Here is a 19345-nt window from a genome sequence, read left to right as displayed (position 1 = left end):
TTACAAATTAACAAGTTATTTTTCATAAAGAATATTCCTACAGAGCGGGAGCTGTGAATGATACATAACCGTATTTCCTTCGAATGAAAAGAGAAGTGGAAATACATTTACACCTGCTTCAAGTGCCTTTTCAAAAGTATGGGCAAAATCCGGGTCAATTATACCATTTGCTGTGAAACATTCTGCTTCAGGTCTGAATATGAGAATAAGAATTGCGGCTTCATGACCTTCTGATCTGGCTTTGATAAGTTCATCCAGGTGGCGTTTTCCACGGGTTGTTGGTGCATCAGGAAAAGATGCGGTTGTCTCTTCTGCCAATGTACAGCCTTTTACTTCAATCCAGATATCAGTATCTCCTTTTAACAGGAGATAATCAAGCCTGCTCTCTCCGAACTTCTGTTCAGGAAGAACTTTATCAGCATTACTGAAAAGGTCAACAATATTATTCTCAATTACCCATTCGGATATTTGCCTGTGAAATGCTGAGTTAATTAAAATCCAGTTGTCTCCGGACCTTCCGGCTATCATGTCCCAGCCTGTTTTTCTTTTCGGGTTGCTGGCTTTTCGAAGCAGTACACGGTTTCCGGGGTACAGGATATCAATAAGCCTGCCCGGGTCATGGACGTGAACTTTTTCCTGACTTTTTCTTCCGTTCACATCGATCTCAACAATGGCCAGGAAACGATTTGGTCTTTCAATAAGTATTCCCTGGACATCGGTTTGAATACTGAGAACTTTCTGGAAAGCATTTGTTGTAGAGCTGGTTTTCTGTGACATGATAATCTTTTGGTAATGATTTATTGAAAGAATTAAACTGAAATTAATCCGGATTTAATATGTTTATAAGATTATTACAGGAAAGATATTTAGTAACTATGCCCTGATGTACTTATTTTATCAAATATGTGCATTCGCGCACATATCAAATTGACTAAGTATAAGTATTAAAAAATACATATTGTTTTGAAGTAATACAGAACTACAAAAAATGGAAATTCCATTTTATTGTGTTCAAAACTGTTTCAGGGGTTATAAAGTTGAAATCGGGAATCTGTGGAAAAAATGGTCTTCTGAGTTGTGGTAATTTTTCGTTATCTGCACATTTGTTATCATTATCAAAAATATCAGTAATCTTGCTGTTATTCTTAGCTGCAACGCTGTCTACGGCTGCTGCAACAGCAGACCTTGATTATATGAAAGTTGACATCAACATCAACAATGGGTACGTAATAACAACTGTTGAGCAAAAGCTGACCAATAATGAAGATGAGGCAGATTACGATGATTTCAGCATATATAAACCTGAAGAGGCGTTCATTTCTGATTTCACTTTGTTGATAAATGATAAAGAATACAGCTCGGAAGTGTTGCCAAAAGGAAAAGCTGAAAAGAGTATGATGGAAGCGGTTTCCCAGGGTAAGTCTGCCGGACTTCTGACAGATGAAAAGGGTGGCAGATTTGAATATGCGGTAAACATTCAGGCTGGGCAGAGTATCATTGTGAAACTGACATACGAGCAGGCATTGAAAAAAACGCTAGGAGAATATGAATATGTGCAGCCGCTTTACGTTCAGCATGACCTTGATGATCTCAGCGTTAATGTGAACATTGTATCTGAAAATAAGATAATCAGCCTGGAAACACCGGGATTCAATAATACAAAGATAAATTCTGTTTCTAACACTGAAAAGAGAATCTATTATCGTTCTGATTCAATTCCAAACCGTGACATGAAAATAGTTTTCAGCACCGAAAGTCCTGAACTTACAGGAGACATGCTCTTTTATGAAACTGGTGGACAGGGTTACATGATGCATGTGTTCTCACCTACAGTGGATCAACTTGGGACCCCGGCAATGAATAAGGATATCATTTTTGTGATCGACAAATCCCGGTCAATGGAAGGGAAGAAAATAGAACAGGTTAAGAGTGTATTCTCTGAGATAATATCCGACCTGCCGGAAGAAGACAGGTTCAGTATCATCTTTTTTGATAACCGCATTATGGAGTTTTCAGATGAACTTATGATGGCAAGTAGTGACAACAAGAAAGATGCCATAGATTTTGTTAACAACCTTGATGCCAGTGGCAGAACGGATATTGATGGTGCCCTTGTAAAAGCTCTTGAAATGTTTGATGAGAACAGCGATAGTGTCCCTATTGTTGTTTTCCTGACTGATGGCATACCCACATCCGGAGTTAAGAACACAGATAACATACGCAATGATATAAGCAATGAAAACGATGCGCAGGCAGCAATATTTACCGTTGCTTTTGGTATCGATAAAGATGAAGGTTACTATGATTTCCTTAAAGTCCTGAGTCTTGAGAACTATGGAAAAGCAGATAGTTTTTCAATTTCTGATGATTCCATGGATGATATAAGCAATTTCTATGATACTATTTCTACGCCCCTGATGACTGATATTGAGTACGATTATGACGGAGAGGTAACAGGCATTGTAAACACCGGAGAGAGCAGTCTTTTTGCAGGTTCTGATGCAATTGTACTTGGAAAATATGCATCAGGAACCGGAAGCATAAGTTCCGCGATAACAGGAAGCACACGTTCAGGAACTCAGGAGTTCAGCAACAATTTTGTCGTCAGATCAAGTTCATCCAATTCTTTTATTCCAAGACTCTGGGCGTACGAGAAAATAATGAACCTACTGGACCGTATTGATGTTGAAGGTGAAAAGTCAGAGATGGTTGAAGAGGTCACCGACCTGTCGATGGAATTTGGTTTTGCAACCCCTTACACTTCGCTTTATGTTGAGATGCCGGAAGAGGAAGAACCTGAACCTGCTGCACCACCTGCAGAGTATGAGGCTGTTGCTGAGGAAGTCGAAGAAGAAGAAGAAGCTGTACAGGAAACTATGGTTGAAGAAATACCGCTTGTGGAAGATGAAACTGTAATGGCAGAATCAGATGATGTTGAAGAAAATACTGACAAAGAAGAGACACCGGGATTTGAAATCGTGTATGCCATTATTGGAGTTTTTGCAGCTGCATATTGTAAGTGCCCAGGTTTTTCCAAGAAGTGAAACAGGAGTACAGAACTTCCGGTCTATATTAATATTCACGCACACATATATAATGTAAACGTTGTGTGTTAGACCTGTTACACAATAATACATTTATAAATACCTTATATTTTATATAGGATAAAGCTGAATTTGATAAATATAAATTGAGTAATAAAATAATAAAATAATAAATTGTCCAAAAAATATGAGGAACAAAAATGAACACGTCCCGCAAAATAATTCTTGCTTCCTTAGTATTCGGACTATTTTTCTGGCTCTTTGATAGCTCAGTAGACTATTTATTTTATTATAATGGAACATTTGAGAACTTGCTTATCAACAAAGTCCCGGGACATGAAATATACATTAGATCCACTGTTTTCCTTTTATTCCTTATCTTTGGGATAGTCCTTGCTGACTCCGTATCAAAGATTAATACAGCAAACCATGAACTGAAAGAAAGAGTCAAGGAACTTGATTGCCTCTATGAGATATCATGCATTATAAGGGATAGTTCATCACTTAAAGATGCATTTGAAAAAATAGTGGAGATTATTCCGACTTCATGGCAGTATCCGGAAATAACTAGTTCAAGAATTGTTTTTGCAGATCTGGAAATACGATCTTCTAACTTTGTCCACAGCGATATTAAACTGAGTCATGATATTACAATCGATGGAGAAATAGTCGGTTCTGTAGAAGTATTCTATCTGGAGAACAGAGAAATGGATGGAAATGATCCATTCGTGAAAGAGGAATATGATCTTATAGAAGGTATTGTCAGGGATATCACACAGTTTATTGTCCTGAAGAAAAAGGAAGAAAAAATACTGGAGAGTGAGATTAAACTGCGTACTCTTGTAAACAGTATTCCTGATCTGGTGGCCCTGAAAAATCCTGACGGGACTTACATAAAATGCAACATGAAGTATGAGGCTTTTATCGGGGCTGACAAAAAGGACATTATCGGGAAGAACGACTATATATTTCTTAGTAAGGAACTGGCGGATGATTTCAGAAGACATGAGCAGGAGATTATCGAATCCGGTGAGCTTACCCTGGAAGAAAAGGAGCTTTTCTTTGTAGACGGACACAGCGAAATAGTTGATATTATCCGTGGACCGATTTACAATCCTGACGGCTCCCTTATGGGTTTGTTGTTTGTCGGAAGAGATGTTACCAGGCGAAAGGAAATTGAAATGAGCCTTTTTAAGGATAAGCTGCTTGCCGAGGAACTGAGTGAGGTTAAGGGTAAGTTCCTTGCAAACATGAGTCATGAACTCCGCACACCTCTTAGTTCTATTATTGGTTTTTCTGAAGTTCTTGAAGAGAAAAACTATGGTGAACTGAATGATGAACAGCACAAGTTCGTTATGAATATCCGCAATAGCGGCAACCATCTTCTTGAACTTATCAATAATATACTTGACAATGCAAAGATAGAATCCGGTCAGATGCCTTTTGAGCCCATCAGTTTTGACCTTAGAGATCTTATAGATGAGATTTCCATGCTTGTTGAGCCCATGGCTAAAGCAAAGCCTATAGACCTTGTATCAACTGTTGAGTTTGACCACTTTGAAGTTTATGCTGATAAACTTAAGATGAAACAGATTATGTATAACCTGATAAGCAATGCTATCAAGTTCACACCTGTAAACGGAAAGATATTCATCAATTCCAGGATGAATGATGGTGAGGTACTGATATCTGTTACAGATACAGGAATCGGCATCCCTGCAAACCAGCAACGTAATATTTTTGAGCCTTTCAAACAAGCCGGTACCAGAGATTATTACAAGGGAACCGGCCTTGGACTTTCAATTGTCAAGCAGTTTGTGGAAATGCACGGCGGAAAAATCAGAGTTGAAAGCGAGGTAGGCAACGGAAGCACATTTACTGTGACTTTGCCGGTTACTTCTTCATAGTTCAAAGTTTCTTTCAACAACAATAATTAAATACCCAAACCCTCAAAGAAAGAGGGTGATACATATGGATTGTCTATTCTGTAAGATTGTTGCCGGTGCTATTCCTTCACATAAGGTCTATGAAGACGAGAATGTTTATGCGTTTCTGGATATCTATCCCTGTGCAGAGGGACACACTATTGTGCTTCCGAAAAAGCATTTTGGGAAATTCACTGACATGAGTGAGGAAGATGCTGCTACATTGTTTGCTTCTGTGAACAGGATAGCAAAAACTGTTTCAGAGACACTTGGACTTGAAGGCATGAATATTGGCATCAACAACGGAGAGATTGCCGGACAAACCGTACCGCATGTGCACGTTCACATAATCCCCAGACGTGCAGGTGACGGGGAAGGTAACATGCACACAATCGTGGAATTACATCCATCCACTGACAACCTTGCTGAACTTGCCGAACAGCTCAGGAATTCATTTTAAGCAAACGGCTTTGATCAAATCTAATATAAATAAGATAAAACGCAATCTATTGCATCAATTATTTATTTAACAATCACGTTTATAGTCAAATAATAGTAGGAGAATAAAATATGGCAGATGATGAACAGAAAGTACTCGATGCACTTAAAGATGCAAATAAACCAATGAGACCAGGAGAGATCGCTGAAGCAACCGGTCTTGAAAGCAAGGAAGTAAGCAAGATTCTCAAGACACTCAAAAGCTCAGATGCAGTCTGTACTCCAAAAAGATGCTTCTATGCACACGTTGACTACGAAAAGTCAGAGTAACTTGAAATAAAATTCAATTACTTTCTTTTTTCTCTTTTTATTTCAACCATATACTGTATTTTGAAAATGATTTATCCGGGGCATGATTAACTTGATCAATCCCGAAAGGTACGGCGAAACCGGTATTTTCCAGAAAGATGAAACAAAATATTCTGCACGATGACTTTGAATATTTTCTTTGCAAACCTTCTGTGGGAGTATTAGCATTAATTCACTATTATTTATAATTACATTCTGTGTAGCAGCATTGAAACGCGCCGCCTTCGGCGGATGCTTACTTTATTTTAAGATTGTGGCTGTTTCATTCACTGCTGATTACAGTAACCGTGACTTCTCTTGTCCTTGGACCATCCAGTTCCGCAAGGAAAATACTCTGCCAGGTTCCAAGATGCAAATTGCCATCTATGATTGGAAGAGTTTCACTACTTCCAAGTAACACTGCTTTTAAGTGTGCATCAGCATTGTTATCAATCCTGTCATGTGCATAACCGGCATGTGCAGGGACAAGTATCTTCAGCAATTCGAGTATGTCTGATATTAGACCTGATTCATTCTCATTAACAATAACCGAGGTTGTTGTGTGCTTAGTACTTATCACACAGATTCCATTCTGGACACCGTTTTCATGCAACTGTTCTTTTACCCTGTCCGTGATATCAATAAATTCTATCCTCTTGCCAGTTTTGATCTGCATAGTTGTCACTACTATGAGATAGTATTCTGGCTCTTAATAGCATTATTGTAAGCACCTGATGATAACGAAAAGCTGAAGAAAAATACCACCAAAAATTTTAGACAATAAAGTATATTTACTTAGAAAGTATATGAATATACAATCTTTAATTTTAAGCGTTTATTACGGAGGGGTTTTATTACAAAAATCAGATCAAAAATAATTATAGTAGTTGTTTTGTTATTAGTCAATGGCTTTTCCGGATGTGTGGATAAAGATTTTATTGACAATTCTTCACTCACATCAGGTACATCAAGTAATAATAACAATTCATCTGTAAATTACGATACAGAAATTTTAGAGAAAAATTATTCTACAGTTGAATTACTGCCTCCTTACAATGAATCAAAACCAGAATGGCTCAAAACGAATACATCTAATATAGCTAAAATTGCTCTTGAAGACAATCGTGCAAAGCAATTAATTATGGAAGGTGGGACTGTCATAGGTGTAACATATTCCTGCCACCCTACTTCAGAAAACTATGATGGACCGGGATGTGCTCCTGCATTAAAAATAGAATCAGGAAATAAAATCGTGGATTTTTTAGTTGATGAAGAAAAGGGAGTAGTGCTTGAAACTGTAACCGAAATTACATCTAACTAATAATTTTTGTTTTTAGGAAAAGCAAGTATTCCACTGAGACAATGAGATACTACAAATTTAAAAGAATGAACGCTGAAGCGTTCATTCAAAACCTGTAAGACCCTCAAAATCAAGGGTTGCAAAATAATCATCTATTGTCTCAGCTCTTCTAATCTGCACGAAACTACCATCAGGTCTCAGCAGGAATTCTGCTGATCTGAGCTTACCGTTATAGTTAAAGCCCATGGCATGTCCGTGTGCTCCTGCATCATGGATTACGAGAATGTCGCCTCTCTCTACTTCAGGTAACAGCCTGTCAATGGCAAACTTGTCATTGTTTTCACAGAGGGAACCTGTAACATCGTAGAGCATCTCATGATCTTCATGCTCTTTTCCAAGGACGGTAATGTGATGATAAGCTCCGTATAGAGCTGGACGCATGAGGTTTGCCATACATGCATCAAGACCAACGTAGTCCTTGTAAATATGCTTCATGTGACGTACACTGGAAACAAGATAACCGTATGGTCCTGTGATAACCCTGCCACATTCCAGGAAAATCTTCAGTGGGTGAAGGCCATTTGCCCTGATTGTTTCATCGTAGGCTTCTGCAACACCTTTTGCAATTACATCGTATGGAACCTGTTCCTGTTCCGGCCTGTAAGGAATACCTATTCCACCGCCAAGGTTTACGAACTCAAACTTAATGTCAAGCTCCTTTGACAGCTCGGCAATAAGCTCAAAAAGGATTTTTGCAGTCTCAATAAAATAAGCAGGATCAAGCTCATTGGATGCAACCATTGTGTGCAGACCGAATCTTTTTACACCTTTCTCCTTCATCATTAGATATCCGGTGAAAAGTTGCTCTCTTGTAAATCCATACTTTGCTTCTTCAGGGTTACCGATAATAGCGTTTCCTTCCTTCAAAAGTCCGGGGTTGTAGCGGCAGCAGACAATTTCAGGCAATCCGGCAGACTCTTCCAGAAACTCAATATGACTCAGGTCATCCAGATTAATAATAGCTCCAAGTTCTCTGGCTTTGATGAATTCCTCTGCAGGTGTGTCATTGGAACTGAACATGATATTTTCGCCTACAATGCCGGCCTTTTCGGAAAGCAGAAGTTCAGGCAGGGAACTGCAGTCTGAACCGAAACCTTCGTTTTTAAGCAACTTCATGATATATGGGTTTGGAAGTGCTTTCACAGCGAAATATTCCTTAAAACCATTGACAACACTGAATGCCTTTCTGAGTTTCCTGGCATTTTCTATGATAGCCTTCTCATCATATACATGAAAAGGTGTCGGATACTTTTCGATTAACCCTGTAATCTCTTCCTTTGTGAATGGAACTTGTTTTGACACCATATTATTCCTCTTTAATCTCTGGTTTCTTACATCTCGGTACAAAGATAAATAGTTGATTGGAAAAGACTCTAAAAAAAACAAAACAGGAAGATGGAACATACTATTATTTTTAAGGCAGCCACATTTGAAACGCAGAATATATATACAACTTGTTCGCATAAATTAAAACAATTAAGGTTGCATCAGGCAGTAAAAACAGATAATTGTTACCTTCGAATAGTCCGTTATGAACCCCGTTTCAGAAAAAGAGGTATAGGAATGAATGACAAAGATCATTACTCCGGTGATGACGAAGCGCCTGACAGAATAACAAGCATCGATGAACTGATAGAACACATTATGGAAATGTTCTCAGACAGCATCACAGAAGAAGATGGAAAAACTGTGATACGTGGTTTTACTATCATCGGGCAGCCAGGTAAAAAGCCTACTGTATTCGGGTTCAGTGGACAGCATGAATATGAAGATTCTGATTACGAAGATGATGAAAGAGAAGGTGACTTCTATATCTTCAACCAGGAACCCTTCATAGATATCTTTGAAACCGATGACAAGCTTGTTGTGCTTGCAGACCTTGGCGTTGAGGAAAAGCATGTGGAATATTATCCATATTGCTCCCACGTTGAAATAACTGTGATAACCAAAGATACAGGTTATTCAAGAGTCGTTGATCTGCCATGTGGCGTAGACCCGGAAACCATGGCAGCAAGTTACAAAAACGGCGTACTTGAACTCACATTTGAACTTGCCGCTGATGAAGAATAAGCGGTAATTACCTTATTTTTCTTTTTTTATTTTCAATACTAGTTAATTCTATGATTTTCAGATATCGCTTCACAGTCAAGTACTTAAACACCAATGTCAAATTATCCGAAAAAACAGGAAGATAACATGACAAAGGTAGTTAGAGCAGATGAAAGACATTTTGTTGAAAACGATACAATAAATGGTTACTGGATTTTCTCATATTCAGATTATCTGGATATGAAAAACACACATTTTGGAGACCTCAAGGTTTTCAATGATGAGATATTAAAAGCTGGAAAGTTTTACAAACCAGAGTCACTGAACGATAAGGAAATCGTTACTGTTATTCTTGATGGCGAACTGAACCATGAGGACAGCACCGGTAATAAGGAAGTCTTAAAAGCTGGTGATGTTCAGGTGCTTTCAAGCGGAAGCGGAGCTACTTTTACAGACATGAACATGTCCGGCAAGGACACGCATCTTTTACGTTTGTGGATAGATCCTCTTATGCAAAATATGAAACCTGCATGCAGACAGGAGAATTTTGATATGGAAAGCCGGAAGAATGAACTCGTAGCAATAGCAGGCCAGGGATTTCCAGGAGCAGTAAAACTCAGAGCAAATACCACTGTATATATGTCAAAACTGGATTCCGGAAAAGTTGTAGAGATGCTTACTGATATTTCAAGATACGTATTCATTTATGTACTTGAAGGAGAGATCACAACCTGCGGCGAAAAACTTGCAAAGAACGACCAGATACGCATAAACCAGAATGATACCATCGTTTTGAAAGCAAATTCTGATGCATCTTTTATTCTTGTAGATGCAACAGGAAGTTACTGATTATAAATTTAGAAGGAATTTCACAATGGAAGAACTATCACAGCTTCCAAATATTGGCAGAAAGCTTGAAGAACTCCTGATGCAGGCCGGGATAACAGACCCGGCTGAGCTTAAGAAACTTGGAAGCAAAGCTGCCTTTGAGAGACTTTTACTCATCGATGAGACAGCCTGTATAAACAAGCTTTATGCTCTTGAGGGAGCCTTACAGGGAATTCGCTGGCATCATCTTTCAGAAGATGATAAAAAGAGCCTCAGGGAATATTTTCACTCATTAAAGTAAGATGACAGGTGATTGAAAAAGTCACCCAGTTCATCATATTTCAGGTATGCATATTCGTCAAGTGGCGTTGCCATGTTATTAACAATTACAAGTTTTCCTCCCCCTTTCAGTGAATAAAGCGGGAGGCTTGCTGCCGGCTGGACTACAAGTGATGAACCAATAACCACAAACAAATCTGCTTTTGAACTTGCTTCCAGTGCATTTGTAATTGCAGTCTCATCCAGCATTTCCCCAAAGAATGTTATATCCGGTTTAATAAGACCACTGCATCTGGTACAGTGTGGAACGATTTCTTTTTCCAGAAGAACAGAAACGTCTGCATAGGAATAGTTCTCTCCACATGAAAGACACCTGTGATTTATAGGAGAGCCGTGAATCTCTATTACATTTTTTGAACCTGCTTTCTGGTGAAGCAAATCAATATTCTGGGTGATAACAGAACTTAAGTATCCTTTTTTCTCCATTATAGCCAGGGTTCTGTGTATAAGATTTGGCTCTTTGGTATCAAGGTCATAAATAAATTCCCTGGCATGAGTATAAAAGTATGAAGGATTTTTGTGGAAATATGCCAGGTCAAATATCTTGTTAGCATCATATTTTGCATAGAGACCATTACTGCCTCTGAAATCAGGAATTCCGGAAAAAGTGGATATTCCAGCTCCACTTAGAAAGACACAATTCTCTGACGTTTCCAGAAGGTCAAGAAATTGCTGCATAAAAGTAGTTCATTCCCTACGGATATAACAGTTTTCTTCAATCATTGTTTCGGCATATTTTAACCACATACATTCTGAGATATATAATAGTGTGAATTTGTGCTTATATATAAACTTAGCGTTACTAATGGAACAAAAAAATCTAAGAAAACAAGACTCATGAAGACTTGTCAGTAAATGCACAATATGAAATATTTTTATCCACCATAATTAAATAAATTTATATACTAAAAGAATCAAGAAATGTTATAAAATCATTAGGAAGTTATAGCGGCAACCATATTTCCACTATACTGGCTAATCTGCTTGACCTCAAAAAGTATTAAAATTGTGATCAGGATGAAAAACAAATCCAAAAATAAATTATTGTTAATGATAGTATCTTTTCTGGTGCTTTTGGGATTTGTCCTGTTCCACGTTTATATTTTAGAAGGCGAACAAAAACTTATCTGGATAATTTTTCTGGCAACACTTATCTGTTGTGTTATAGTTCACAATCTGAAAGTAACGTCTTTGAAAAAAGACCTTGAAGCAGAGGTACAAAAAAACAAGGATTCTCACGACAGGCTTGTGATTAAGTATCAGATAGAAAGCACATTGTCAAAAATATCTTCATCACTTTCCTTTGCAGACAACCTGGATGAAAAGATAGAAGAGTCGCTTGGCATGCTTGGTGAACTCTGCACTGCTGATCGTGCATATGTATTCAGAGTCATAGATAATAAAGACACTGTTAACAACACACATGAATGGTGTGCAAAGGGTGTTGAACCGCAAAAAGAGATGCTTCAGAACTTGTCAGGTCATGAGTACCATTGGTGGCTTGAGAAACTTACACAGGAAGGAGCAATTCACATTAAAAATGTTGATGAACTTCCCACGGAAGCCATATCTGAAAAAGAACTGCTTTTAAGCCAGGATATTAAATCACTTATAGCACTTCCATTCTTTATTGAAAATGAAATTGCCGGTTTCATAGGTTTTGATAATGTAAGAGAAACAAATGAATGGACAAAACAGGATATTGAGGTGCTCAATACATATTCCAATATACTTGCCATGGCATTTAAGAAAAATTCCATAGCAGAGGACTTAAACCTTGAAAGACGGCAATTATTATCAATTTTTGACAGCATTGAGGAACCTGTTTATGTTTCGGATCCTTATACATATGAGATCTTATATGTTAATAAATTCCTGAGTCAGATAATAGGAGAGAATCCTGTTGGTCAGAAATGTTATCAGGTACTTCAGGGTTTCAAGGAACCATGTGATTTCTGCACTAATTCCATTATACTCAAAAATAAAAATCAGGCGTACAAATGGGAATATCAGAATCCGATTACTGTAAGAGACTATATTATAATGGATAGAATAATAAAGTGGACAGATGGTAGAAATGCACGTCTGGAAATGGCCCATGATATAAGCGAAATAAAACAGGCAGAACGTGCTATAAAGGAAAGCGAAGAGAATTTCAGGAAAATAATTGACAATTCACCTCTTCCCATAGCCATTATGAATTCTCTTGGAGAAATCAATTATGCAAACCATAAGCTCACTGAAATGATAGGTTACACAATTGATGACATACCAACAATCAGTAAGTGGTGGGATGCAGTTTACCCGGATCCTCAATATCGAAGGAAAGTAAGAGAAAAATGGAATTTAACCTCAAAAGAGAAAGAATCAGGTGTCAGTGGAGAATGGGTCATCAGATGCCGTGATGGAACTGACAGGAATGTTGTTATCTATTTTGCAAAAACTAACGACAACACTGTTTTCATAATAAATGATCTGACTGAACTCAAAAAAGCTCAAAGTGCTTTACTTGTTGACGAGTCATGTCTTGAAACACTACATGAATTAAGCTATATGAATGGATTTTCCATATCTGATATCCGTACTTTTGCACTTAATGAAGGAATGAAGCTTACCGGTAGTGAAGCCGGAGTTCTTGGTTTCTTTGATGATAACAAAAAACTGTCATCCGTTATTGCACAACCTGCAAATATTCTTAAGATGCATGGATTCACAGAGAATGATCTGATATCAGGGCTTGAAAGTTGTCACAGATGGGCAGAATTACTGAAAAATAAAAGGCCACTTGTAATGAATGAGCCGAATGAAATTGAGGTTGAAAGGTGTCCGGATATATTCAGGAAAATGAATATATGGTCCTATCTTGCAGCACCTATCCTCTATGAAAATGAGGTTGTGGGATTTCTGGCAGTAGCCAACAAGGAAGATGACTATACAAAGAATGATGCCAGACAACTTTCACTCATTACCCAGATGATGGGGGGTATGATTTTACTCAAGAATTCAGAGGATGAACTTAAAAAGTACAACAGTAAACTGGAAGACATCAATGAGGAACTCAGAAAGGCAAACGATGAACTTCATTCCCTTGATGAAATGAAGAGTAATTTCCTGGCAACAATGAGCCATGAACTGAAAACTCCTCTTATCTCTATTCTCGGGTTTGGTGAGCTTGTTGGTGATGAAACCCTCGGTCCCTTGAATAAGGAACAGAAACGAGCTATGAGAGTTGTAAACAGCAATTCCGGCCAGTTAAAGCGTCTGATAGAATCATTGCTTTTCATGAGTTCACTGGAAGCGAAGAATTATCAATATGAGTATTCAAGATTGCGTTTATCGCAAATAATAGAAAAAGCCCTTTCCATAATTTCAATGGAAAATACGGATAAGAATCTCACTGTAGAAAATACAATTCCAGACTCATTTCCGTTTATAAGCGGTGATCAAAATTACCTGAGTGAGGTGTTCATCCACCTTATAGATAATGCATTTAAATTCACACCATCAGGTGGCAGAATTTCATTATCCGGCACAAAGGAAGATGGTGAAATACACATCATCATTGAAGATACTGGAATCGGAATACCTGAAACTAAAATAATGAAAACATTTGATAGTTTCTACCAGCTTGACGGTTCACTGGCACGCAGATATGGTGGTGCAGGAATTGGCCTGAATATCTGCAAAAGGGTTACAGAAGACCACGGTGGAAAACTCTGGCTGGAAAGTGCGGAAGGTGTTGGAACTAAAGTCCATGTCATCCTTCCTGTAATGAATTGAATTGTTGATTCTCAGTCCTTCAGTATCATCATTGGATTTCCAATCCCCACTACTACTACCCTGGTCTCCAGTGGCGGATGTGACCAGTTGTCCGGCGAAACTGTTTTCTTTGAGACTGTGATTTTAGTATCCTGTTTTAAGATACCACAACGCATTTCATAATCAAGAACAAGTTCTTTACCGGTACTTGTTGCAAATTCCACTGCATCCCCATAATTCTTAAATCTCCCTCTGCCAACCGGAGAGAACACAAGGAAATCCTCATCAGGATTTTCAAGTGATGCTGGAGTTATCATAATCTCAACTCTTTTGACACCTTTGCCTGCAAGTGCTCCGACTGCATTTCCAACATCTGAAAATTCAGGAACAATGACTTCAGCATCAATCATAGAGCTAAGTTCACTGTCATAAGCCCTGGAAGGACCACCCAGCAAAACAACAGGTATTTCCACTTTGAATTTTGCAGGATATTTGTCGTTAAGCAAGTCTGCAATCATCCCGGCGGGATGATGTGGCAGGATATAAGCCATGAGATCTGCTGCCATGTTCTTTGCCACATGTTCTTTGACCTGTGTGCAGAAATCATATTTTCCTTTCGTAGTATAGCGTGAAAGATTTGCAGCACCAACCTCCGAAGCCTGCGCATCCCACTTTGTATAGACACCCAGAACATGCAGAGCATCTGTGGGAGTAAAACCTATTCCCTGCACAAGCCTTTTTCGTATAAGAGAATCCAGCACTCCATTTGGAATATTCTTCCGCAGGTCTGAACTTATATCGGTAACTGAAACCGGTTCACTACCTATTATAGAGAGAACTTCGCTTTCATCATCAGTAAGATCAAAAGCTTCGTAAGCTGTCCTTACAAAGAATTTAGTTGGCTGGAGATTCTCATCCATATGGTTTCTTGGTACAACCCTGCATCTTTTAAGCTTGTTAAGGAAATCATGATACATTGTTGACGCAACACATAAAGGCAAAACTCTCCGGGGTCCAACATGAATTTGCGTATCCTGAACCCATATGTGACTATCTCCTCCTGTGGCTGATGTTTCCATTTTCATGGCCCTTACCCGGGTTTTCCAGCCACCCACAACAGCGCCGGAACTGCTAATCTCAGGAACTCCATCACGAAGCATTGAAACATCTGTGCTGGTTCCTCCAATATCTATAACAGCACAGGTTTCCATTTTTGACAGGTATGATGCACCCAGAAGACTGGCAGCCGGGCCTGAGAATATAGTTTCTATGGGTTTTTCCAGTGCATCCTCTATATTATAGACAGAGCCGTCACACTTGAGCATCAGAAGACGTGCATCAATTCCGCGACCACGGACATCTTTTACAACTGAATTTACAAACTGGTAGGTTATAGGCATGAGTTGTGCATTAAGGACAGCAGTAACAGCCCTTTCATAAGCACCAAGTTCCTGTGACAGTTCATGACCGCAAACTACTGGCATCCCGGTCATTTTTGTGATTAACTCTTTGACCTGAATCTCATGCTCCGGATTGCGTGCACCAAAATAACCTGACACTGCATAAGCAGATACCTTTGTCCTTGTGCTCCAGACAAAACTCTCAACTGCAGCCACATCTAATTCACAGGCTTCATCACCCCGGGTATCATGTCCTCCCTCTACACATATTACAAATTCAGCAGGGAATTCTGTCTGTGCTGGCTTTTCACCTATTATTAGAAGAGCAACTGAAGTCCCGGTTCCTTCAAGGAGTGAATTTGTGGAAAGGGTTGTGGAAACAGATACAAGATTGACATTCTTCAGTAGTTCTTGATCCAGAGAATCCAGCACATTCTTTATGCCTTCCTGAAGGTCAGGATAAGTTGTAAAAGCCTTTTTTGAATCAACTATCGCACCGTCTGATCCTCTTATAAGTACTGCATCCGTATATGTTCCACCGGCATCTATCCCAAGACCGAAATGCATCTCTTATCACCTGTTTTAAAATAAATTGAAATCCTACTAGTAGATTGTCACATGGATATTTAAGAGTATGTGTTTCAAAACATTTTTAAATACCTGCTGCAATTAAAAAAGGGGGATTAAGATGAGAGTAAAAAGTATAGAGAAGGTTCTTCCATGCATTGCCGACCCATGGAAACTAAGGATCATAGCACACCTTGATGAGACACCTGATCTGGTTTTGATATCAAAATACCTCAATGGTAAGTATTCAGAAGAACTTGGGATGGTAGCACTGCGAATTGGTGAAAAAGAACTTAATTTTTTCAGGAATTCTCAGGTAACAATAAGAATGGTTGATTCGGAAAAAGAAGCTACAGAGCTTGTTAATAATATGCTTGCTGTTGCATACCATAAAGCAATGATATCCGGTGATCTGTGATATTAATAGGACACATTTCTTCTTTTTTCATCCTGAATTTCCATTGATTTACATCCGGCTTAATCTGAAAAACGAGTGTCATCTTAAATGTTCATGATAAATCAATACTTTTTTAACTGAGCATACCATAAGCCTATGAACACGTTTTCGCGATAAAAACAAGAGGACAGTACGATGGCAGACAAGAATATACTAGGTGGTAAAATACGTCAGATACGTGAAATGCAGAACATGTCTGTGGAAGATCTGGCAAATAACAGTAATACAAGCGTTGACCTGATAAACAAACTTGAAGACGGGGCACTTGTTCCCTCACTTACTCCACTCATGCAGATTGCAAGAGCCCTGGGAGTCCGTCTTGGGACATTCCTTGACGATGCACCCCATAACGAACCCGTTGTTGTCAAAAGTGGTGAATCAGATAACATTGTAAGATTTTCAGGCAATTGTGACACATGTGAAAGCAGCACACTTGACTTTTTCTCACTGGCTAAGGATAAAGCTGACAGACACATGGAGCCATTCATCATAGATGTTCACCCAAGATCAGGTGAAATTAATCCATCATCCCACGAGGGAGAGGAATTCATTTACGTGCTTAGCGGCCAGATAGAGATTATTTATGGAAAGGACAGTTACACCCTTTCAACCGGTGACAGCATTTACTATGATTCCGTTGTATCACACCATGTGCATGCAGTCGGAACCGAGGACGCAAAGATTCTGGCAGTCGTATATGCACCCTATTAATCAAGATCAGAAGTAGATAAAAATGTTCAAAACAACTGTTACTCCACGATTCGGCGACATAGACGGACTAAAACACGCCAACAATATTGCCATTGCCATATGGTTCGAGCAGGCCAGAAACCCGGTTTTCAGGCTGTTCACACCTGACCTGGACCTGAGCTATGAGAACTGGAAACTTATCATGGCAAGGACAGAGTATGATTATGTAGGAGAGATGTTCTACGGACACGATGTTGAAATTATCAGCTACGTGTCAAGGATAGGAAACTCTTCCTTTGTAGTTGTGCAGGAAGCATGGCAAAACGGAACAAAGGGCGCTATCGGCAGGTCAACAATTGTGCATTATGACTTTTTGAACAAAAAGTCCGTGCCAATTCCGAATGATATCAGAAAAAAACTTGAAGAGCACCTGCAGGATGAAGATAACAGTTGTAAATAAGTTGTAAATAGATTCTGGAGATTTAACCATGCCTTTTACAAATGATACGATAGGTGGCTTTTTCGAGAAAACTGTCAGAAACGATCCTGACAGGGAATTTGTCATTTATCCTGACAGGGACCTGAGGTTTACCTATAAAGAATTTGATGAACGAGTCAACATGCTGGCTAAAGGCCTGCTTGAACTTGGTATAGAAAAAGGGGACCATGTTGGAATATGGGCTACAAATGTACCTGACTGGCTCACTTTCCTGTTTGCCACTGCAAAGTTAGGAGTTGTTCTGGTCACTGTAAACACCGCATATAAAATACATGAAGTCGAGTATGTGATGAAACAGGCAGACCTGAAAGCTATTGCTATTATTGATGGTTTCAGGGATGTTAGTTACATCGAGACCATCTACGAGCTTGTTCCTGAACTTAAGACACAGAGCCGTGGAAATCTCAGGAGTGAGAAATTCCCACACCTGAAAAATGTTATTTTCATTGGTCAGGAAAAGCACCGTGGAATGTACAGCACCAGAGAACTGTTCCTCCTTGGTCAGCATGGCAGTGATGAAGCAATCAGTGAGATCCTGAATACACTTGATAAAGATGATGTCATCAACATGCAGTACACCTCCGGTACAACAGGTTTTCCAAAGGGTGTAATGCTGACAAACTACAATATTCTCAATAACGGTTACTACATCGGTGAAAGACAGAAATTCACGGCAGAAGACAGGCTTTGCCTTCCGGTACCATTATTCCATTGTTTCGGAATAGTACTTGGTGTACTTGCAACACTGACCCATGGTGGTACACTTGTTATGCTTGAACTCTTTGACCCACTTATGGTACTGGCTGCTGTTCAGAAAGAAAAATGTACAGCCCTTTATGGAGTCCCGACAATGTTCATTGCGGAGTTCAGCCACCCGATGTTTAAGATGTTTGATCTTACATCACTGAGAACCGGTATCATGGCAGGTTCACCATGTCCAATTGAGGCCATGAAACGTGTCATTAATGAAATGCATTGTAAGGACATCACAATCGCTTATGGACTTACAGAAGCATCACCTGTGTTCACACAGACAAGTACCGATGACACAATTGACCGCCGTGTCAGTACAGTGGGAACATCCATGCCTGAAATAGAGGTTAAGATCGTTGACCCTGAAACCGGTGAGATCGTCGGACCCAACGAGCAGGGAGAAATTTGCTGCCGTGGTTACAATGTCATGAAAGGATATTACAAAATGCCTGAAATGACAGAAATTGCCATTGACAAAGACGGATGGCTCCACAGTGGTGACCTTGCAACTGTTGATGAAGATGGTTACTACAAGATTACAGGTCGTATAAAGGATATGATAATCCGCGGTGGAGAGAATATCTACCCAAGAGAAATAGAAGAATTCCTTTTCACCATGCCTGGTGTTAAAAATGCACAGGTTGTGGGCATACCAGATGAAAAATACGGTGAAATAGTCGGTGCTTTTATCGTCAAAGCTGAAGATTCTGACATTACAGAAGAGGATGTCAGGGACTTTGGTCTTGCAAGAATTGCACGCTATAAGGTTCCAAAGCATGTATTCTTCGTGGAAGATTATCCACTCACTGCAAGCGGAAAGATACAGAAGTTCAAACTAAGGGATTTAGCTGTTGAGCTTCTAGAGAAGAAAGAGCAGTGAACAAAGAAC

General features: G+C 39.2%; 18 protein-coding genes. 13 read left to right on the top strand and 5 right to left on the bottom strand.

Annotated elements, in window-relative coordinates; genetic code table 11:
- Nucleotides 1-15 precede the first annotated feature (15 nt).
- Nucleotides 16-777 (bottom strand): DNA/RNA nuclease SfsA, encoded by a 762-nt coding sequence (gene sfsA, locus V7O61_RS07150; RefSeq protein ID WP_407282292.1) that lies wholly within the window; start codon nucleotides 775-777, stop codon nucleotides 16-18.
- A gap of 356 nt (nucleotides 778-1133) precedes the next feature.
- Here sfsA and V7O61_RS07145 point away from each other — a divergent pair, with 356 nt between their 5' ends.
- The 4 genes from V7O61_RS07145 (at nucleotide 1134) to V7O61_RS07130 (ending at nucleotide 5737) form a co-directional block, all read left to right on the top strand.
- Nucleotides 1134-3044 (top strand): VIT domain-containing protein, encoded by a 1911-nt coding sequence (locus V7O61_RS07145; protein WP_407282293.1) that lies wholly within the window; start codon nucleotides 1134-1136, stop codon nucleotides 3042-3044.
- Between the two features lie 200 nt (nucleotides 3045-3244).
- Nucleotides 3245-4951, top strand: coding sequence for a sensor histidine kinase (locus V7O61_RS07140; RefSeq protein ID WP_407282294.1), 1707 nt, complete (start codon nucleotides 3245-3247; stop codon nucleotides 4949-4951).
- A gap of 64 nt (nucleotides 4952-5015) precedes the next feature.
- Nucleotides 5016-5429: an HIT family protein gene (locus V7O61_RS07135; protein WP_023846472.1), complete on the top strand. Its 414-nt coding sequence runs from the start codon at nucleotides 5016-5018 to the stop codon at nucleotides 5427-5429.
- Nucleotides 5430-5539: 110 nt separating this feature from the next.
- Nucleotides 5540-5737 carry a helix-turn-helix domain-containing protein gene (locus V7O61_RS07130; RefSeq protein ID WP_023846471.1) on the top strand — a complete coding sequence of 66 codons (198 nt, stop codon included), beginning with the start codon at nucleotides 5540-5542 and terminating at the stop codon, nucleotides 5735-5737.
- Between the two features lie 301 nt (nucleotides 5738-6038).
- On the opposite strand, the gene V7O61_RS07125 is transcribed toward V7O61_RS07130, so the two are convergent.
- Nucleotides 6039-6431 (bottom strand): secondary thiamine-phosphate synthase enzyme YjbQ, encoded by a 393-nt coding sequence (locus V7O61_RS07125; RefSeq protein WP_407282295.1) that lies wholly within the window; start codon nucleotides 6429-6431, stop codon nucleotides 6039-6041.
- Between the two features lie 246 nt (nucleotides 6432-6677).
- Here V7O61_RS07125 and V7O61_RS07120 point away from each other — a divergent pair, with 246 nt between their 5' ends.
- The gene (locus V7O61_RS07120; protein WP_407282296.1) at nucleotides 6678-7076 is read left to right on the top strand and encodes a hypothetical protein; all 399 of its coding nucleotides are present in this window, start codon (nucleotides 6678-6680) and stop codon (nucleotides 7074-7076) included.
- Nucleotides 7077-7157: 81 nt separating this feature from the next.
- On the opposite strand, the gene V7O61_RS07115 is transcribed toward V7O61_RS07120, so the two are convergent.
- Nucleotides 7158-8420, bottom strand: coding sequence for a diaminopimelate decarboxylase family protein (locus tag V7O61_RS07115; protein ID WP_407282297.1), 1263 nt, complete (start codon nucleotides 8418-8420; stop codon nucleotides 7158-7160).
- A gap of 258 nt (nucleotides 8421-8678) precedes the next feature.
- Here V7O61_RS07115 and V7O61_RS07110 point away from each other — a divergent pair, with 258 nt between their 5' ends.
- The 3 genes from V7O61_RS07110 (at nucleotide 8679) to V7O61_RS07100 (ending at nucleotide 10293) form a co-directional block, all read left to right on the top strand.
- On the top strand, nucleotides 8679-9185 hold the full coding sequence (locus V7O61_RS07110; protein ID WP_048135528.1) for an Hsp20/alpha crystallin family protein: 507 nt from the start codon (nucleotides 8679-8681) through the stop codon (nucleotides 9183-9185).
- Between the two features lie 126 nt (nucleotides 9186-9311).
- Complete coding sequence (locus tag V7O61_RS07105; protein WP_407282298.1) at nucleotides 9312-10013, top strand: pirin family protein; 702 nt, start codon at nucleotides 9312-9314, stop codon at nucleotides 10011-10013.
- Between the two features lie 25 nt (nucleotides 10014-10038).
- Nucleotides 10039-10293, top strand: a complete 255-nt coding sequence (locus V7O61_RS07100) for a TfoX/Sxy family protein (protein WP_023846465.1) — start codon at nucleotides 10039-10041, stop codon at nucleotides 10291-10293.
- Here the strand turns inward: V7O61_RS07100 and V7O61_RS07095 are convergent.
- Complete coding sequence (locus V7O61_RS07095; RefSeq protein WP_023846464.1) at nucleotides 10278-11009, bottom strand: NAD-dependent protein deacylase; 732 nt, start codon at nucleotides 11007-11009, stop codon at nucleotides 10278-10280. The two genes, V7O61_RS07100 and V7O61_RS07095, sit on opposite strands and share 16 nt — an antisense overlap.
- A 339-nt stretch (nucleotides 11010-11348) precedes the next feature.
- Here V7O61_RS07095 and V7O61_RS07090 point away from each other — a divergent pair, with 339 nt between their 5' ends.
- Nucleotides 11349-14111 (top strand): ATP-binding protein, encoded by a 2763-nt coding sequence (locus V7O61_RS07090; RefSeq protein ID WP_407282299.1) that lies wholly within the window; start codon nucleotides 11349-11351, stop codon nucleotides 14109-14111.
- Nucleotides 14112-14122: 11 nt separating this feature from the next.
- Here the strand turns inward: V7O61_RS07090 and V7O61_RS07085 are convergent, their stop codons facing one another.
- Nucleotides 14123-16057: a hydantoinase/oxoprolinase family protein gene (locus V7O61_RS07085; protein WP_407282300.1), complete on the bottom strand. Its 1935-nt coding sequence runs from the start codon at nucleotides 16055-16057 to the stop codon at nucleotides 14123-14125.
- 121 nt (nucleotides 16058-16178) lie between these two features.
- Between V7O61_RS07085 and V7O61_RS07080 the strand changes: the two genes are divergently transcribed.
- The 4 genes from V7O61_RS07080 (at nucleotide 16179) to V7O61_RS07065 (ending at nucleotide 19336) form a co-directional block, all read left to right on the top strand.
- A complete protein-coding gene (locus tag V7O61_RS07080; protein ID WP_288068027.1) occupies nucleotides 16179-16475 on the top strand; it encodes a hypothetical protein in 297 nt (98 codons plus the stop codon).
- Between the two features lie 174 nt (nucleotides 16476-16649).
- On the top strand, nucleotides 16650-17225 hold the full coding sequence (locus V7O61_RS07075) for a helix-turn-helix domain-containing protein (protein WP_407282301.1): 576 nt from the start codon (nucleotides 16650-16652) through the stop codon (nucleotides 17223-17225).
- Nucleotides 17226-17247: 22 nt separating this feature from the next.
- Nucleotides 17248-17664 carry a thioesterase family protein gene (locus V7O61_RS07070; RefSeq protein WP_023846460.1) on the top strand — a complete coding sequence of 139 codons (417 nt, stop codon included), beginning with the start codon at nucleotides 17248-17250 and terminating at the stop codon, nucleotides 17662-17664.
- Nucleotides 17665-17692: 28 nt separating this feature from the next.
- A complete protein-coding gene (locus V7O61_RS07065; protein ID WP_288068029.1) occupies nucleotides 17693-19336 on the top strand; it encodes an AMP-binding protein in 1644 nt (547 codons plus the stop codon).
- The last annotated feature ends 9 nt before the right edge of the window (nucleotides 19337-19345 follow it).

The organism is Methanolobus sp. WCC1 (genome assembly GCF_045690315.1).
Taxonomy (GTDB): Archaea; Halobacteriota; Methanosarcinia; order Methanosarcinales; family Methanosarcinaceae; genus Methanolobus; species Methanolobus tindarius.
Note: the sequence above shows the minus strand (reverse complement) of the source record. Positions and strands in the feature narration are given on the sequence as shown.

Coding starts and splice junctions, on each gene's coding strand:
- sfsA (WP_407282292.1), bottom strand. CDS start 777: ATGTCACAGAAAACCAGCTCTACAACAAATGCTTTCCAGAAAGTTCTC.
- V7O61_RS07140 (WP_407282294.1), top strand. CDS start 3,245: ATGAACACGTCCCGCAAAATAATTCTTGCTTCCTTAGTATTCGGACTA.
- V7O61_RS07135 (WP_023846472.1), top strand. CDS start 5,016: ATGGATTGTCTATTCTGTAAGATTGTTGCCGGTGCTATTCCTTCACAT.
- V7O61_RS07130 (WP_023846471.1), top strand. CDS start 5,540: ATGGCAGATGATGAACAGAAAGTACTCGATGCACTTAAAGATGCAAAT.
- V7O61_RS07125 (WP_407282295.1), bottom strand. CDS start 6,431: ATGCAGATCAAAACTGGCAAGAGGATAGAATTTATTGATATCACGGAC.
- V7O61_RS07115 (WP_407282297.1), bottom strand. CDS start 8,420: ATGGTGTCAAAACAAGTTCCATTCACAAAGGAAGAGATTACAGGGTTA.
- V7O61_RS07110 (WP_048135528.1), top strand. CDS start 8,679: ATGAATGACAAAGATCATTACTCCGGTGATGACGAAGCGCCTGACAGA.
- V7O61_RS07105 (WP_407282298.1), top strand. CDS start 9,312: ATGACAAAGGTAGTTAGAGCAGATGAAAGACATTTTGTTGAAAACGAT.
- V7O61_RS07100 (WP_023846465.1), top strand. CDS start 10,039: ATGGAAGAACTATCACAGCTTCCAAATATTGGCAGAAAGCTTGAAGAA.
- V7O61_RS07095 (WP_023846464.1), bottom strand. CDS start 11,009: ATGCAGCAATTTCTTGACCTTCTGGAAACGTCAGAGAATTGTGTCTTT.
- V7O61_RS07090 (WP_407282299.1), top strand. CDS start 11,349: ATGAAAAACAAATCCAAAAATAAATTATTGTTAATGATAGTATCTTTT.
- V7O61_RS07085 (WP_407282300.1), bottom strand. CDS start 16,057: ATGCATTTCGGTCTTGGGATAGATGCCGGTGGAACATATACGGATGCA.
- V7O61_RS07080 (WP_288068027.1), top strand. CDS start 16,179: ATGAGAGTAAAAAGTATAGAGAAGGTTCTTCCATGCATTGCCGACCCA.
- V7O61_RS07075 (WP_407282301.1), top strand. CDS start 16,650: ATGGCAGACAAGAATATACTAGGTGGTAAAATACGTCAGATACGTGAA.
- V7O61_RS07070 (WP_023846460.1), top strand. CDS start 17,248: ATGTTCAAAACAACTGTTACTCCACGATTCGGCGACATAGACGGACTA.
- V7O61_RS07065 (WP_288068029.1), top strand. CDS start 17,693: ATGCCTTTTACAAATGATACGATAGGTGGCTTTTTCGAGAAAACTGTC.